We start from the raw sequence: 13,655 nt of genomic DNA, 5'->3' as shown, positions 1-13,655 counted from the left end.
CCACCTACCCCTCAGCACGGCCGAAGGGCCCGGAAGACGTGCTGTACGGCACAGCCGAAGGACTCTTGACGCCGCACCCCCCTGAAAATATCTTTCAAATGTGACCAGCAACGTGAAGGAAATTTTCGCAGGCGACGCGCCGCCCGCCCCGGCCGCCCTCGCGGCCAAGGTGCGGACCCTCGCGCCGTCGATGACCCGCTCCATGCAGCGGGTCGCCGAGGCCGTCGCCGGTGACCCGGCCGGCTGCGCGGCCCTCACGGTCACCGGCCTGGCCGAGCTCACCGGCACCAGCGAGGCGACGGTGGTCCGTACCGCCCGCCTCCTCGGCTACCCCGGATACCGGGACCTGCGCCTCGCCCTCGCCGGGCTCGCCGCCCAGCAGCAGTCGGGCCGCGCCCCCGCCGTCACCGCGGACATAGCGGTCGACGACCCCATCGCCGACGTCGTCGCGAAGCTCGCGTACGACGAGCAGCAGACCCTCGCCGACACCGCGGCCGGACTCGACACCGTGCAGCTCGGCGCGGCCGTGAACGCGCTGGCGGGCGCCCGCCGCATCGACATCTACGGCATCGGCGCGTCCAGCCTCGTCGGCCAGGACCTCGCCCAGAAGCTCCTGCGCATCGGGCTGATCGCCCACGCCCACGGCGACACGCACCTGGCGATCACCAACGCCGTACAGCTGCGCGCCAAGGACGTCGCCATCGCCATCACGCACTCGGGATCGACCGGCGACGTGATCGAGCCGCTCCGCGTCGCCTTCGAGCACGGGGCCGCCACGATCGCGATCACCGGCCGCCCCGACGGCCCGGTCTCGCAGTACGCCGACCACATACTGACCACGTCCACGGCCCGCGAGAGCGAGCTGCGGCCGGCCGCGATGTCGTCCCGCACGAGCCAGCTGCTCGTCGTGGACTGCCTGTTCGTGGGCGTCGCGCAGCGTACGTACGAGACGGCGGCCCCGGCACTGTCCGCTTCGTACGAGGCGCTCGCACACCGTCACACGCCGCGCGGCTCCCGCTAGGCGACGCGCCCGCACTCCCCCTGAAGCCACTGCCGCACCGGACCCCACCGCCGCACCGGAAAGAGCCGCACACGTCATGACCTCCACGACCGACGCCGCCGACAACTACAGCGAACTGCGCGCCCAGCTCGCCACGCTCACCACCGAGGCGTTCCGCCCGGAACTCTCCGAGATCGACCGGCTGTCGACGGTGGAGATCGCGCAGATCATGAACGGCGAGGACGCGAGCGTCCCCACCGCCGTCGCCGAGCGGCTCCCGCAGATCGCCGCCGCGATCGACGGCACGGCCGAGCGGATGGCCCGCGGTGGCCGCCTCGTCTACGCCGGCGCCGGCACGGCGGGCCGGCTCGGCGTCCTGGACGCGTCCGAGTGCCCGCCCACCTTCAACACCGACCCGAGCGAGGTCGTCGGCCTGATCGCGGGCGGCCCGAGCGCCATGGTCAAGGCGGTCGAGGGCGCCGAGGACTCCAAGGAGCTCGCGGCCGAGGACCTGGACGCGCTGGGTCTGACGGCGGACGACGTCGTGGTCGGCATCTCGGCCTCGGGCCGCACCCCGTACGCGATCGGCGCGGTCGAGCACGCGCGCGGCCGGGGAGCCCTCACGATCGGCCTGTCCTGCAACGCGGACAGCGCGCTCGCGGCGGCCGCGGACCACGGCATCGAGGTCGTCGTCGGCCCCGAGCTCCTCACCGGTTCCACCCGTTTGAAGGCGGGCACGGCCCAGAAGCTCGTCCTCAACATGCTGTCGACGATCACCATGATCCGGCTCGGCAAGACGTACGGGAACCTGATGGTCGACGTACGCGCCTCGAACGAGAAGCTGCGGGCCCGCTCCCGCCGGATCGTCGCCCTGGCCACCGGCGCGGACGACGCCGCCATCGAGGCCGCGCTCGCCGCGACGGACGGGGAGGTGAAGAACGCCATCCTCGTGATCCTCGGCTCGGTCGACGGCCCGACGGCCGCCCGTCTCCTGACCGACAGCAAGGGTCATCTGCGCGCCGCGCTCCAGGCCTCGGCCACGACCCCGTAATCCCGCAGTCCCGTATCGCTCCACCCCCCACGCACAGCAAGGCACCACGACCATGGCTGACTCCAAGAACCGCGCCATCGCCGCCGCGATCCTTCCTCTCGTCGGCGGCGCATCGAACGTCACGTCCGTAGCCCACTGCATGACCCGACTCCGTCTCGGCCTCGCCGACCGTGCTCTCGTCGACGACGACGCGCTGAAGGCGCTGCCCGACGTCATGGGCGTGGTCGACGACGAGACGTACCAGATCGTCCTCGGACCGGGAAAGGTCGCCCGGGTCACCCCGGAGTTCGAGGAGCTGGTGCAGGACGGCAAGACGGCCGCACCGGAGCCGCACGCGGTGACCGCTGACGAACTCGCCGCCCAGGGAGCCGAGTTGAAGGCGGCCCGTAAGGCGAAGAACGCCACCCCGTTCAAGCTGTTCCTGCGCCGGATCGCGAACATCTTCGTGCCGCTGATCCCCGCGCTGATCGGCTGCGGCATCATCGCCGGCATCAACGGCCTGCTGATCAACCTGCACTGGCTGCCGGGCGTCACCCCCGCCCTGGCCGCCATCGCCTCCGGCTTCATGGCGCTGATCGCGGTGTTCGTCGGCTACAACGCGGCGAAGGAGTTCGGCGGTACGCCGATCCTGGGCGGCGCGGTCGCGGCGATCATCGTGTACGCGGGCGTCGCGAACATCGAGGCGTTCGGCCAGAAGCTGTCGCCCGGCCAGGGCGGCGTGCTGGGCGCGCTGGGCGCCGCGGTTCTCGCGACGTACATCGAGAAGTGGTGCAGGAAGTGGGTCCCGGAGGCCGTGGACGTGCTGGTCACGCCCACCCTCACCGTCCTGGTCTCCGGCCTGGTCACGATCTTCGGCCTGATGTTCGTGGCGGGTGAGATCTCCACGGGCATCGGCACCGCGGCGAACTGGCTCCTCGACAACACGGGCGCCTTCGCGGGCCTCATCCTCGGCGGGCTGTTCCTCCCCCTGGTCATGCTGGGCCTGCACCAGGCCCTCATCCCCATCCACACCACGCTCATCGAGCAGCAGGGCTACACCGTCCTCCTCCCCGTCCTGGCCATGGCGGGCGCGGGCCAGGTCGGCTGTGCGATCGCGGTGTTCAAGCGCCTCAAGCACAACAAGTCGATCCGTACGACGATCAAGTCCGCGCTCCCCGCAGGCTTCCTCGGCGTCGGCGAACCCCTGATCTACGGCGTCTCGCTCCCCCTCGGCCGCCCGTTCATCACGGCGTGCGTGGGCGGCGCGGCGGGCGGCGCGTTCGTCGGCTTCTTCTCGATGATCGGCGACAAGGTCGGCTCGACGGCGATCGGCCCCTCGGGCTGGGCCCTGTTCCCCCTCCTCGACGGCAACAAGGGCCTCGGCACGACGGTCGCGATCTACGGCGCGGGCCTGCTGGTCGGCTACATCGTGGGCTTCGTGGCCACGTACTTCTTCGGCTTCAGCAAGCAGATGCTGGTGGATCTGAACGTGGACTCCCCGGCCGCCGCCGCGGGCGAGTCCCCGGCCCCGGCCCCCGCGGGCACGACGGAACCGAAGGAACCGAAGGAACCCGCGAAGGTCTGACCGGCCACTCACTCCCTGAGAGCCGGGGCCCGCACGGGCCCCGGCTCTCAGCTTTCCTGTACGCCGCCCGGCACTCGCGTGAAACGGAGGGACCCGGCGACGGCGGTCAGCCCGCGCAGCATCCCCAGCTGGTTCCACCCCATGTCGAACTCCGCCCGGTCCACGGTGAACTCGGCAGCCAAGGTGACCGCGTCCGTGCCCTCCCGGGTCAGCCGCACGGGTACGGACACCGGCCTGCTGACACCGCGCACGGTCAGCTGACCGTCCACCTGCGCCGCGGCGTCCGCACCGGTCTCGACGCCCCGCACCTCGAAGGTGATCTCCGGGTGCTTCTCGACGTCGAAGAAGTCCGCAGAGCGCAGATGGGTGTCGCGCTTGGCGTTCTTGGTGTCGAGCGAGGCGGCGTCCAGGGTCACGGCCCCGGTGACGGTCCCGTCGGGCCGGACCTCACCGCCCCCGCCGACGACACCGAAGGCGCCCTTGACGGTGACGAGCCCCCACATGGTGCGGTGCTTGAGCGCGACGGTGGAGGCGTCGGCGTCGAGCTGCCACTGCCCCGTTTCCACGGCGACGGTCATGACTTCTCCCGGTTGCTGATCACTCGGCTGCTGATCACTGAGCACGGATCACTGAGCTTCAGTAATCCAAATTTGGATCACTCGCGCACCTCACGTTAGTCACTGATCCAAATTTGCACAACCGGTAGGGCAAATTTGGACAACCGGTAAACTCTGGCCCCATGAGCGACGACGCGGCAGAACCCGACGAGAGCCCGTCCGGCTGTCCGAGCGCGGGCGCCGGCCTGCTGCCGCCCGAGCTGCGCGCGTGGATGCTGCTGCTCGCGGCCACGGGAGGCGTGGAACAGCGGCTGCGCTCCGTCGTCAAGGAGCAACTCGGCGTCTCCCACGACGAGTTCCTCATCCTGTGCCTGCTCGCGGAGGAGAAGGGCGAGTCCACGGAAGGCGGCGTCCGCATGACCCGCATCGCCGACCTGCTCGGCCGCCCCAAGACCCGCCTCACCTACCAGGTGGCCCTGCTCCAGCGGGCCGGACTCGTCACCCGCGCCTCGGCCTGCGGCGACAAGCGCGGCGTCGAGGTCGCCCTCACCGACAAGGCCCGCACCCTCCTGCGACAGGCCTCGGCCGCCCTCGCCGCCACGGTCACCGACGCCATCGCCCAGTTCGTCGGCGCCGCCCAGCAGGAGGCACTGCACAGCCTCATCCCCTCGCCCGAAGAGGCGCGTAACTGATCAGGGCAGTCGCCCCTCCCGGTTCACCACCCGCACCCGCGCCCGCAGCTCCTCCGCGACGGGCGCCGGCTCCACCGCCTCCGGCGGACAGTCCCACTCGCGCCCGCCGCCGGGCGGCCGCAACTGTACGTAACCGCCCTCGCGCCCCATGACCTGCCCGACGCGTCCGTCCCGTACGTCGATCACGTACGCGCCGATGTTCACGCGCCGCGCCTGTCATGCAGTACGGCGACCAGCCGCATCGCCGTATCCAGATTCACGCATCCCAGGTCCACCAGCGGATAGCCGACCTCCCCCGCCGCCGACACGGGGTCGACCCGCAGGGACGGCAGCAGCACGCCCAACACCCCCAGTTCGGCCCGCAGTTGCGCGACGGTCTCCTCGACCACCCGCAGCCGCTCCGCGTCCCGCACCACCATCGCCCGCTCCTTCACGCCAAGTTCCGCTTCCACCACCCAGCGTGACGGGATCGGCTCTACTCTTTCCAGAGCCACCGGCCCAACAATCCCTTTGTTGCTCTGGGAGTCGATGCACGTGACCGGACCGAAGGACCTCGACCCCGCCTCCCGCCGCGTCATGGTCGGCGAGGAACTCCGCCACGCGAGAGAGCGGGCGGGCCTGACCCAACAGGCCCTGGGCGAGCTGCTGTTCGTGAGCGGGTCGTACGTCGGCCAGATGGAGGCGGGCACGCGCAGGATCCTGCCGGACATGGCGGAACGGCTGGACGGGGCGCTGGGGACGGCGGGGTTCTTCGTCCGGCACGGCGTGAAGGCGAACGAGTCGAAGCACCCCGAGCACTTCGCGGAGGCGGCCGAGGCGGAGGCCATCGCGATCGAGATCAGGCAGTACGAGTCGCTGCTGATCCCTGGCCTGCTCCAGACCCCGGCCTACGCCCGCGCGGTCTTCCTGGCCTACCAGCCCACGGCCCCGGAGGAGGCGATCGACAAGCTGGTGGCGGCCCGGATGGAACGGACCCGCCTCCTCGACGATCCAACAAAGCCCTTGTTGTGGGCTGTTCTGGATGAGGCCGCCCTGCGACGGGAAGTCGGCGGACCTGCGGTGATGGCCGAGGCCCTGCGGCACATCACCGCGCTGATCCGTAGGCGCCGGGTGATTGTTCAGGTGGTGTCGTTCTCTGCGGGGGCGCATGCCGCCCTGGACGGCCCGCTCAAGCTCATGTACTTCAGGGACGCACCGCCGCTCTCGTTCGTCGAGGCCCCCAGCATGGGGCAGTTGACGGATGATCTGGCAACAGTCACCCGCCACCAGCTGTCCTACGATCTGCTCAGGGCCGATGCACTCACTCCGAGGCAATCACTGGCCCTGATCGAATCAGTGGCGGAGGATTACGCGCATGAAGATCACGCACCCCGAGCCTGACCTCACCTCGGCCACCTGGCACAAGTCCTCGTACAGCGGCGGCCAGGGCGGCGACTGCCTCGAAGTCACCCACGACCACCCCGGCCTCGTCCCCGTCCGCGACTCCAAGAGCCCCGACGGCCCGAAGCTCGTGCTCCGGGCGGAGGCCTGGACCGCGTTCATCGACGACCTGCGCCGACACTGACCGGACCCCGCCCGGAGCCTCAGCCCCGAGCCCCGAGCCCCGAGCCCTGCTTTCAAGGATGGGGAGGTGGGTTTCAACCCACCCTCCCTCCCTGCGAGTTGGCGAAGCCTGACACTTTCGGGAAGCGACTCGGCCCGCTGACACCCCGCCCGCGACGGGCGGGTCAGAACCGCAGGCCGCACAAGCCGGGTGCGTATCCGGACGGTGCCGACGGCGCAGGGCTCCCGAAGTAGTAGAGCCCGGGCTCGTAGCACGGGGCCGGTGCGAACCCGGGCGACACCAGGCCGGCCGCCTCCGCCTCCTCGTTCGACATGATCACCGTCTGGTGCGGCGGCTCCGGATCGGCGGCGTACGCGCCCGGGGCGAAAACCCCCGCCACCGCCGAAGCCGCCAACACCCCTGTCACCAGAGCCCGCACGGGCATGTTCATCGTCATGCCCGGCGCAACGAACGGCACCGCGTCAGGTCACCCCGGAGCACCGTCCGCGAGCCCCGATGCCCCGCGATATCGTTCAAGCCGCAATCACCTTCACAGGCCGCACACATACTTCGGCCGCACACCGACGCCGGAGCATCCATGCGCGCCCCCTTGCCCTTCACCGCTGCCCTCGTGACCGCCGCCGCCCTGTGCGCGGGCTGCGGCGCGCACGACGACGCCGGGGACGGCTCCGCCGCGAAGAGCACGGCCGCGAAGGCCGCCCCGGCCGACGCCGTGCGCGCCGCGGTCAAGGCCACCCGTGCCACCTCCGCGCACACCCGGCAGAACGTCGAGATCTCCGACGGCCAGGGCCAGACCTACCGGATCGACATCACCGGCGGCTTCGACCTGGACGCCGACCGCGGCGCACTCTCGGTTCGGATGCCCGGGGGCCCCACGGGCAGGATCGACGAGGTCTTCGCCGACGACACGGTCTACGTACGCGGCACCGGCGACCTCGCCATGGACGGCTGGGGCTCGACCTCCCGCTCGGCGGCGAAGGCGCACGCCATGCTGCGCGCCCCGCTCAACGACCCCGAGTACGTCCTCGAGCAGATCTCCGCGATGCGTCAGGTCACCGAGAGCGGCACCGAGAACCTCGACAAGGTCCCCGCCACGCACTACCGCGGCACCCTCGGGCACTCCACCCTGACCCTGCGCACGACCTCCAAGATCCGCGACAAGGCCGACGAGGCCAGGGACTACCTGGGCAGCGACCTGCCGGTGTTCGCCGACGCCTGGATCGACGGCAAGGGCCGCATCGTCCGCGCCCGGACGGACCTGAACCTGGGCGGGGTCCGCATGACCGTCACGCTGTCGCTGTCGCAGCACGGCAAGCCGGTCCGGGTGGCGGTTCCCGATGCCGGGCAGACCTCCCCCGTGCCCGAGTTCGACGGCCCCATGCTGGGCTGATCGCCCTGCGGACACTCTCTCCGCATGCGACCCGTCCCGCCGTCCCGCATCCTGAATTCATGGCTGAGAGCACGTTCTCGAAGATCTCCTGGACCGAGTTCCGTCCCGATCAGGGGCGGCTGACCACCGGCGCCGTGCTGACCGGCGCCGGGATGCTGATCGGAGCGGCCGGTGTCGGCCTGCTCGTGTTCGAACTGGTCCGCGCGGGCCGTACCTGGACCAGCAGCTGGGAGGTGCCACCCGGCGAGATGGCCTCCCGGACCCTCCACCAGGCGCAGAGCGCGGTCCAGGCCGGCCGCGAAGCCTGGACCAGCTACCAGGAATCGCCGGTCCCGCACTTCTAGGGCCTGTCAGGCGGATCGTGTCCCGGTCGCGGGGCCCGGCACGCACACGCCGACCTGCACCGACCGAACGAAGCTCACCGTGCGCGGGCCGTCACTTGGCGGCCGCCCACCCCGGGATCCTCGGCAGCACCTTCTCGGCGACCTGGAACAGCATCGTGTCGTCCGGCACCGCGCCGTCCGAGCGCCACAGCGACAGCTCGAAGGAGCCACCCTTGTCCTTCGCGTCCTGCGCCACGGACAGAACACGGGCCGGGACCCCGGGAGCGCTGCTCGAATCGCTGCCGTCGAGGCGGAACCTGATGCTGATGGTGCGGTCCGAGTAGAGGACCGCCCGGTGGCCCAGGAACGTCCGCCGCTTCTGCGTGTCCCCGAAGAGGCCGGCGGTGTCGGCGACCGGATGGCCGTCGTAGGTGCCCTCCAGCGTCACGGTGTACGTCTCGAACTCGACCCGCGCCGAGGGCGTGGAGATCTCGCGTCCACCGGCCGTCTTGATCGAACTCGCGCTGCCCGACGCGGACTTCGCGATCTCCGTCGGTGTGCCGAGCAGTTCGGCGAGGTCCCGCCGGTTGAGCACTCCGCACAGTTGGGCGCCGGAGACCTGCCCCGCCGCCTTACCGGCCTTCGCGCCCTTCTCGGCCTCCCCGCCCGAGCAGGTCGCCGGCTTCGGCTCGGCGCTGCTCTCGGCGTCCGTCTTCGCGATCGCCCAGAATCCGATGGCGAGCGCGGCCACCAGCGCCACGGCCGATATCGCCTGCCCCCACGCGTTCATGCCCTTCTTGGGCACGTCGTCACTGTCGGTCATGTCCCCCACCCGCCCCGATCCCCTGACATATGCCCGGGGACCTTAACCCGTGATCACCGGGCGGACAAGGAAAACCGACCGGGGAACGCCCGAGGGCGGCACCCCTCGTGAAGAGGAGTGCCGCCCTCGGAAAGGACAGGCTGAACCGTCAGGCTCAGAAGTCCATGTCACCGCCCGGCATGCCGCCCGGAGCGCCGCCCGCGGCGGCCTTCTCCGGCTTGTCGGCGATGACGGCCTCGGTGGTGAGGAACAGCGCGGCGATGGACGCGGCGTTCTGCAGGGCAGAGCGCGTGACCTTCGCCGGGTCGAGGATGCCCTCGGCGATCATGTCGACGTACTCACCGGTCGCGGCGTTCAGGCCGTGGCCGATGGGAAGGTTGCGGACCTTCTCCACGACGACGCCACCCTCGAGACCACCGTTGACGGCGATCTGCTTGAGCGGGGCCTCCAGCGCGAGCTTCACGGCGTTGGCGCCGGTCGCCTCGTCACCGTCGAGCTCGAGCTTCTCGAAGACCGCGGAGGCCTGCAGCAGGGCCACGCCGCCACCGGCGACGATGCCCTCCTCGACGGCCGCCTTCGCGTTGCGAACGGCGTCCTCGATGCGGTGCTTGCGCTCCTTGAGCTCGACCTCGGTCGCGGCACCGGCCTTGATGACCGCAACACCGCCGGCGAGCTTCGCCAGGCGCTCCTGCAGCTTCTCGCGGTCGTAGTCGCTGTCCGAGTTCTCGATCTCGGCACGGATCTGGTTGACGCGGCCCTGGACCTGGTCGCTGTCACCGGCGCCGTCGACGATCGTCGTCTCGTCCTTGGTGATGACGACCTTGCGGGCGCGGCCGAGCAGGTCGAGACCGGCGTTCTCCAGCTTGAGGCCGACCTCCTCGGAGATGACGGTGCCACCGGTGAGGATGGCGATGTCGCCGAGCATGGCCTTGCGGCGGTCACCGAAGCCCGGGGCCTTGACGGCGACGGACTTGAAGGTGCCACGGATCTTGTTGACGACCAGGGTCGACAGGGCCTCGCCCTCGACGTCCTCGGCGATGATCAGCAGCGGCTTGCCGGACTGCATGACCTTCTCGAGCAGCGGAAGGAGGTCCTTCACGTTGCCGATCTTCGAGTTGACGATCAGGATGTACGGGTCGTCGAGCGACGACTCCATGCGCTCCATGTCGGTGGCGAAGTACGCCGAGATGTAGCCCTTGTCGAAGCGCATGCCCTCGGTGAGCTCAAGCTCGAGCCCGAAGGTCTGCGACTCCTCGACGGTGATGACGCCTTCCTTGCCGACCTTGTCCATCGCCTCGGCGATGAGCTCGCCGATCTGGGTGTCGGCGGCGGAGATGGAGGCCGTGGAAGCGATCTGCTCCTTGGTCTCGACATCCTTGGCCTGCTCGAGCAGGGCGGCGGAGACGGCCTCGACGGCCTTCTCGATGCCACGCTTGAGGGCCATCGGGTTGGCGCCGGCCGCGACGTTGCGCAGGCCTTCCTTGACGAGCGCCTGGGCGAGGACGGTCGCGGTCGTCGTGCCGTCACCGGCGACGTCGTCCGTCTTCTTCGCGACCTCCTTGACCAGCTCGGCGCCGATCTTCTCGTACGGGTCCTCGAGCTCGATCTCCTTGGCGATGGACACACCATCGTTGGTGATCGTGGGGGCGCCCCACTTCTTCTCGAGGACGACGTTGCGACCCTTGGGGCCCAGGGTCACCTTGACGGCGTCGGCGAGCTGGTTCATGCCGCGCTCGAGGCCGCGCCGTGCCTCCTCGTCGAACGCGATGATCTTGGCCATGTGAAGTGGTCCTCCCGGACGGGGTGGAAACGCAAACGGACCGTGCTGGTGCCCGCGACGGACGGCCTGCATGCCGTGTGGTTCCTTGCCCCACCCGGCCTGCGAGCCTCACCGACCCGATCCAAGTTCTGTCACTCTCACCTTCAGAGTGCTAACGCAATGATTAGCACTCGACCTAGGAGAGTGCAAGCGCCTCCGGCAGACGCGCGGTCGCCGCGGGCGGCGCGCGCGGGCCGCCCGCACACGCACGAGAGGCCCGCACCCCTCGCGGGATACGGGCCTCTCGGCGTGAGTGTGTCGGTGGCCGATCGCGCCGAGATCAGACGGCGAGCTTGACCATGTCCGCCTGCGGACCCTTCTGGCCCTGCGAGATCTCGAATTCGACTCGCTGACCCTCTTCAAGGGTGCGGTATCCGTCCATCTGGATGGCGCTGTAGTGGACGAATACATCCGCACCACCGTCGACCGCGATGAAGCCGTACCCCTTCTCCGCGTTGAACCACTTGACGGTGCCCTGAGCCATGACTAACTCCCCTATTACTGGCCCTTGCACAGGCCCGCACTTCGCGGACCCGGGTCAGACCTCACGCCCCATTGGTTGGAGGTGTGCGCCGGAACGCGTCGACCGCGGCTGAATGTATCTGCCCAACTGCCGTCTGCAACAGGTCAATCGGACGAGAATTCTGGGCACGGCAGAGCGGTAATAAGCGGCAGATTGATTGGATTCCGGGGCAACTCGGGCCCGACAAATGCCACGAACACCCGATAAGGGTGGGGCACTTTGGCTGCTTCTTGTCGGACGGCGGCCGACTTCATATATGCGCTCGGCACAAGCGCGAAGCTCGCTTCCCAACTCTACCGCGCTCAACCCTGTGGAATTGCCCCCTCCGCTTCTCTCGCGGAGGGGGCAATTCAGATAACTCTGTGTGGCCTCGTCAGGCCGGGCGATCAGCCTCCGGCGACGGCCGGGATGATCGAGACGCCCGCGCCTGCCGGCGTCGCCGTCTCGAGGCCCTGCTCGAAGCGCACGTCGTCGTCGTTGACGTACACGTTGACGAAGCGGCGCAGCTTGCCCTGGTCGTCCAGGACGCGGGCCGCGATGCCCGTGTGGTTCTTCTCCAGGTCGGCGATGACCTCGGAGAGGGTGGCGCCCTCGGCGGCGACCTCGGCCTTGCCGCCGGTGTAGGTGCGCAGGATGGTGGGGATGCGGACGTTGACGCTCATGTCGGGCTGCAGCCTTTCCGTGCGGGTGTCGCGAGGGTTCGCGGGTCTTCGCGGGGTCTTCAGTGGGCGAGGCCCGCGTCGCGGAACGCGTCCAGGCTCGGGCGGATGGTGGCGGTCGCCTGGGACGTCTCGGCGACCGCGTCGAGGGTCTTGAGGCCGTCGCCGGTGTTGAGGACGACGGTGGTGAGCGCCGGGTCGATCAGGCCGGCCTCGATCAGCTTCTTCGTCACGCCGACCGTCACACCGCCCGCGGTCTCCGCGAAGATGCCCTCGGTCTGCGCGAGGAGCTTGATCGCCTCGACGACCTGCTCGTCGTTGACGTCCTCCACGGCGCCGCCGGTGCGGCGGGCGATGTCGAGGACGTACGGGCCGTCGGCCGGGTTGCCGATGGCGAGCGACTTGGCGATCGTGTTCGGCTTCTGGGGCCGCACGACGTCGTGGCCACCCTTGTAGGCGACGGAGACCGGCGAGCAGCCCTCGGCCTGGGCGCCGAAGAGCTTGTACGGCTTGTCCTCGACGAGGCCGAGCTTGATCAGCTCCTGGAGGCCCTTGTCGATCTTCGTGAACTGGGAGCCGGACGCGATCGGGATGACCAGCTGGTCCGGGAGCCGCCAGCCGAGCTGCTCGCAGATCTCGTACGCCAGGGTCTTGGAACCCTCGCCGTAGTACGGGCGCAGGTTGACGTTGACGAAGCCCCAGCCCTCGCCGAGCGGGTCGCCGATGAGCTCGGAGCAGAAGCGGTTGACGTCGTCGTAGTTGCCCTCGATGCCGACGAGTTCGCCGCCGTAGACCGCGGCCATGACGACCTTGCCCTGCTCCAGGTCGTGCGGGATGAACACGCAGGAGCGGAAGCCGGCGCGGGCCGCGGCGGCGCCGACGGCGCCGGCGAGGTTGCCGGTGGAGGAGCAGGACAGGGTGGTGAAGCCGAAGGCGCGGGCGGCCTCGATGGCCTGGGCGACGACGCGGTCCTTGAAGGAGTGCGTGGGGTTGCCGGAGTCGTCCTTGACGAACAACTTGCCCTGCTCGACGCCGAGTTCACGGGCGAGGTTGTCGGCCTTGACGAGCTTGGTCCAGCCGGGGTTCAGGTTGGGCTTCTCGGCGACGTCGGCCGGGACGGGCAGGAGAGGGGCGTAGCGCCAGATGTTGGCGGGTCCGGCCTCGATCTCCTTGCGCAGCGACTCGGGGTCGCCCGTCGGCAGGTCGTAGGAGACTTCGAGCGGCCCGAAACACTCGGCACAGGCGAAGATCGGTCCGAGCGGGAAGCTGGTGCCGCACTCGCGGCAGGAAAGCGCCGAGGCGGGTCCGAGATCAACGGAAGTGGTGGTGGCGACAGTCTGCGCAGCCATGATGGCGAGGCCCTTTCTCCTCATCTTCCTCGCGGCGCATCTCGCCACGAGACGGAATTGGCACCTTCCCCACCTGGACCTCGGCAAGGTCGGCGGGAGGGTTGCCGGGACTTCAACGGGCCGTATCCCTCTGTCCCTCTGGATGAGCGCTATTCGGTTGTTGAGCTGGCGCTTGATCACTCAAGCGCGGCGGCGACCCCGACATGCGATGGTCACCGGCGTTGTTCAAGACTGTAACCGAAGGCCTGGACGCTTGAGATAGTCGTCCGTACCGCGAGATGGATCACAGTGCGTGACCCAGCGGGTTCGGCAGAACCGATAGAACCGAGAGATCCGACAGT

Annotated in this window: 17 protein-coding genes and 1 riboswitch; of the genes, 8 read left to right on the top strand and 9 right to left on the bottom strand. The window is 69.5% G+C overall.

All coding sequences use genetic code 11. The annotated features are described in order from the left end of the window. Positions 1 to 100: 100 nt before the first annotated feature. The 3 genes from CG723_RS25125 (at position 101) to CG723_RS25115 (ending at position 3,615) form a co-directional block, all read left to right on the top strand. Positions 101 to 1,021: a MurR/RpiR family transcriptional regulator gene (locus CG723_RS25125; protein WP_100595723.1), complete on the top strand. Its 921-nt coding sequence runs from the start codon at positions 101 to 103 to the stop codon at positions 1,019 to 1,021. 76 nt (positions 1,022 to 1,097) lie between these two features. Further along, entirely contained in the window at positions 1,098 to 2,051 is a 954-nt protein-coding gene (gene murQ, locus CG723_RS25120) for an N-acetylmuramic acid 6-phosphate etherase (RefSeq protein ID WP_100595722.1), read from the top strand. A gap of 52 nt (positions 2,052 to 2,103) precedes the next feature. Beyond that, positions 2,104 to 3,615, top strand: a complete 1,512-nt coding sequence (locus CG723_RS25115; protein WP_100595721.1) for a PTS transporter subunit EIIC — start codon at positions 2,104 to 2,106, stop codon at positions 3,613 to 3,615. Between the two features lie 47 nt (positions 3,616 to 3,662). Here CG723_RS25115 and CG723_RS25110 read toward each other — a convergent pair whose 3' ends face one another. Next, positions 3,663 to 4,193 (bottom strand): YceI family protein, encoded by a 531-nt coding sequence (locus CG723_RS25110; RefSeq protein ID WP_100595720.1) that lies wholly within the window; start codon positions 4,191 to 4,193, stop codon positions 3,663 to 3,665. A gap of 161 nt (positions 4,194 to 4,354) precedes the next feature. Here CG723_RS25110 and CG723_RS25105 point away from each other — a divergent pair, with 161 nt between their 5' ends. Next, complete coding sequence (locus CG723_RS25105; protein ID WP_100595719.1) at positions 4,355 to 4,864, top strand: MarR family winged helix-turn-helix transcriptional regulator; 510 nt, start codon at positions 4,355 to 4,357, stop codon at positions 4,862 to 4,864. Here CG723_RS25105 and CG723_RS25100 read toward each other — a convergent pair whose 3' ends face one another. Both CG723_RS25100 and CG723_RS25095 read right to left on the bottom strand, forming a co-directional pair. After that, a complete protein-coding gene (locus CG723_RS25100; protein ID WP_100595718.1) occupies positions 4,865 to 5,068 on the bottom strand; it encodes a hypothetical protein in 204 nt (67 codons plus the stop codon). It abuts the gene before it with no gap. Continuing rightward, complete coding sequence (locus CG723_RS25095) at positions 5,065 to 5,358, bottom strand: hypothetical protein (RefSeq protein ID WP_324904389.1); 294 nt, start codon at positions 5,356 to 5,358, stop codon at positions 5,065 to 5,067. The genes CG723_RS25100 and CG723_RS25095 overlap by 4 nt, the downstream gene beginning before the upstream one ends. A 40-nt stretch (positions 5,359 to 5,398) precedes the next feature. On the opposite strand from CG723_RS25095, the gene CG723_RS25090 reads away from it, so the two are divergent. Continuing rightward, the gene (locus tag CG723_RS25090; RefSeq protein WP_199841886.1) at positions 5,399 to 6,244 is read left to right on the top strand and encodes a helix-turn-helix domain-containing protein; all 846 of its coding nucleotides are present in this window, start codon (positions 5,399 to 5,401) and stop codon (positions 6,242 to 6,244) included. Further along, entirely contained in the window at positions 6,219 to 6,428 is a 210-nt protein-coding gene (locus tag CG723_RS25085; protein ID WP_100595716.1) for a DUF397 domain-containing protein, read from the top strand. Before CG723_RS25090 ends, CG723_RS25085 begins: the two co-directional genes overlap by 26 nt. Positions 6,429 to 6,591: 163 nt before the next feature. Here CG723_RS25085 and CG723_RS25080 read toward each other — a convergent pair whose 3' ends face one another. After that, entirely contained in the window at positions 6,592 to 6,885 is a 294-nt protein-coding gene (locus CG723_RS25080) for a hypothetical protein (RefSeq protein ID WP_100595715.1), read from the bottom strand. 120 nt (positions 6,886 to 7,005) lie between these two features. On the opposite strand from CG723_RS25080, the gene CG723_RS25075 reads away from it, so the two are divergent. Together CG723_RS25075 and CG723_RS25070 are read left to right on the top strand one after the other, a co-directional pair. Further along, the gene (locus tag CG723_RS25075; protein ID WP_100595714.1) at positions 7,006 to 7,818 is read left to right on the top strand and encodes a hypothetical protein; all 813 of its coding nucleotides are present in this window, start codon (positions 7,006 to 7,008) and stop codon (positions 7,816 to 7,818) included. A gap of 59 nt (positions 7,819 to 7,877) precedes the next feature. After that, positions 7,878 to 8,162 (top strand): hypothetical protein, encoded by a 285-nt coding sequence (locus CG723_RS25070; protein WP_100595713.1) that lies wholly within the window; start codon positions 7,878 to 7,880, stop codon positions 8,160 to 8,162. A gap of 91 nt (positions 8,163 to 8,253) precedes the next feature. Here CG723_RS25070 and CG723_RS25065 read toward each other — a convergent pair whose 3' ends face one another. The 5 genes from CG723_RS25065 to thrC form a co-directional block, all read right to left on the bottom strand. After that, on the bottom strand, positions 8,254 to 8,964 hold the full coding sequence (locus CG723_RS25065; RefSeq protein WP_100595712.1) for a DUF6215 domain-containing protein: 711 nt from the start codon (positions 8,962 to 8,964) through the stop codon (positions 8,254 to 8,256). 154 nt (positions 8,965 to 9,118) lie between these two features. Further along, positions 9,119 to 10,744, bottom strand: a complete 1,626-nt coding sequence (gene groL / locus CG723_RS25060) for a chaperonin GroEL (protein WP_100595711.1) — start codon at positions 10,742 to 10,744, stop codon at positions 9,119 to 9,121. Between the two features lie 319 nt (positions 10,745 to 11,063). Then, a complete protein-coding gene (locus CG723_RS25055; protein ID WP_005315736.1) occupies positions 11,064 to 11,267 on the bottom strand; it encodes a cold-shock protein in 204 nt (67 codons plus the stop codon). A gap of 425 nt (positions 11,268 to 11,692) precedes the next feature. Continuing rightward, positions 11,693 to 11,968 (bottom strand): MoaD/ThiS family protein, encoded by a 276-nt coding sequence (locus CG723_RS25050; RefSeq protein WP_100595710.1) that lies wholly within the window; start codon positions 11,966 to 11,968, stop codon positions 11,693 to 11,695. Positions 11,969 to 12,027: 59 nt separating this feature from the next. Continuing rightward, entirely contained in the window at positions 12,028 to 13,338 is a 1,311-nt protein-coding gene (gene thrC / locus CG723_RS25045) for a threonine synthase (RefSeq protein WP_100595709.1), read from the bottom strand. Then, positions 13,332 to 13,463: riboswitch (SAM riboswitch) on the bottom strand. Its footprint overlaps the gene before it by 7 nt. Between the last annotated feature and the right edge of the window lie 192 nt (positions 13,464 to 13,655).

The sequence above is a fragment of the Streptomyces sp. CB01635 genome (assembly GCF_002803065.1).
Taxonomy (GTDB): Bacteria; Actinomycetota; Actinomycetes; order Streptomycetales; family Streptomycetaceae; genus Streptomyces.
The sequence above is the reverse complement of the archived record's forward strand: the minus strand, read 5'-3'. Positions and strand labels throughout refer to the sequence as shown.

Excerpts from the sequence above, each read along its gene's own strand:
- murQ (WP_100595722.1), top strand. The coding sequence starts at position 1,098 with ATGACCTCCACGACCGACGCCGCCGACAACTACAGCGAACTGCGCGCC.
- CG723_RS25115 (WP_100595721.1), top strand. The coding sequence starts at position 2,104 with ATGGCTGACTCCAAGAACCGCGCCATCGCCGCCGCGATCCTTCCTCTC.
- CG723_RS25110 (WP_100595720.1), bottom strand. The coding sequence starts at position 4,193 with ATGACCGTCGCCGTGGAAACGGGGCAGTGGCAGCTCGACGCCGACGCC.
- CG723_RS25105 (WP_100595719.1), top strand. The coding sequence starts at position 4,355 with ATGAGCGACGACGCGGCAGAACCCGACGAGAGCCCGTCCGGCTGTCCG.
- CG723_RS25085 (WP_100595716.1), top strand. The coding sequence starts at position 6,219 with ATGAAGATCACGCACCCCGAGCCTGACCTCACCTCGGCCACCTGGCAC.
- CG723_RS25075 (WP_100595714.1), top strand. The coding sequence starts at position 7,006 with ATGCGCGCCCCCTTGCCCTTCACCGCTGCCCTCGTGACCGCCGCCGCC.
- CG723_RS25070 (WP_100595713.1), top strand. The coding sequence starts at position 7,878 with ATGGCTGAGAGCACGTTCTCGAAGATCTCCTGGACCGAGTTCCGTCCC.
- CG723_RS25065 (WP_100595712.1), bottom strand. The coding sequence starts at position 8,964 with ATGACCGACAGTGACGACGTGCCCAAGAAGGGCATGAACGCGTGGGGG.
- groL (WP_100595711.1), bottom strand. The coding sequence starts at position 10,744 with ATGGCCAAGATCATCGCGTTCGACGAGGAGGCACGGCGCGGCCTCGAG.
- CG723_RS25055 (WP_005315736.1), bottom strand. The coding sequence starts at position 11,267 with ATGGCTCAGGGCACCGTCAAGTGGTTCAACGCGGAGAAGGGGTACGGC.
- CG723_RS25050 (WP_100595710.1), bottom strand. The coding sequence starts at position 11,968 with ATGAGCGTCAACGTCCGCATCCCCACCATCCTGCGCACCTACACCGGC.
- thrC (WP_100595709.1), bottom strand. The coding sequence starts at position 13,338 with ATGAGGAGAAAGGGCCTCGCCATCATGGCTGCGCAGACTGTCGCCACC.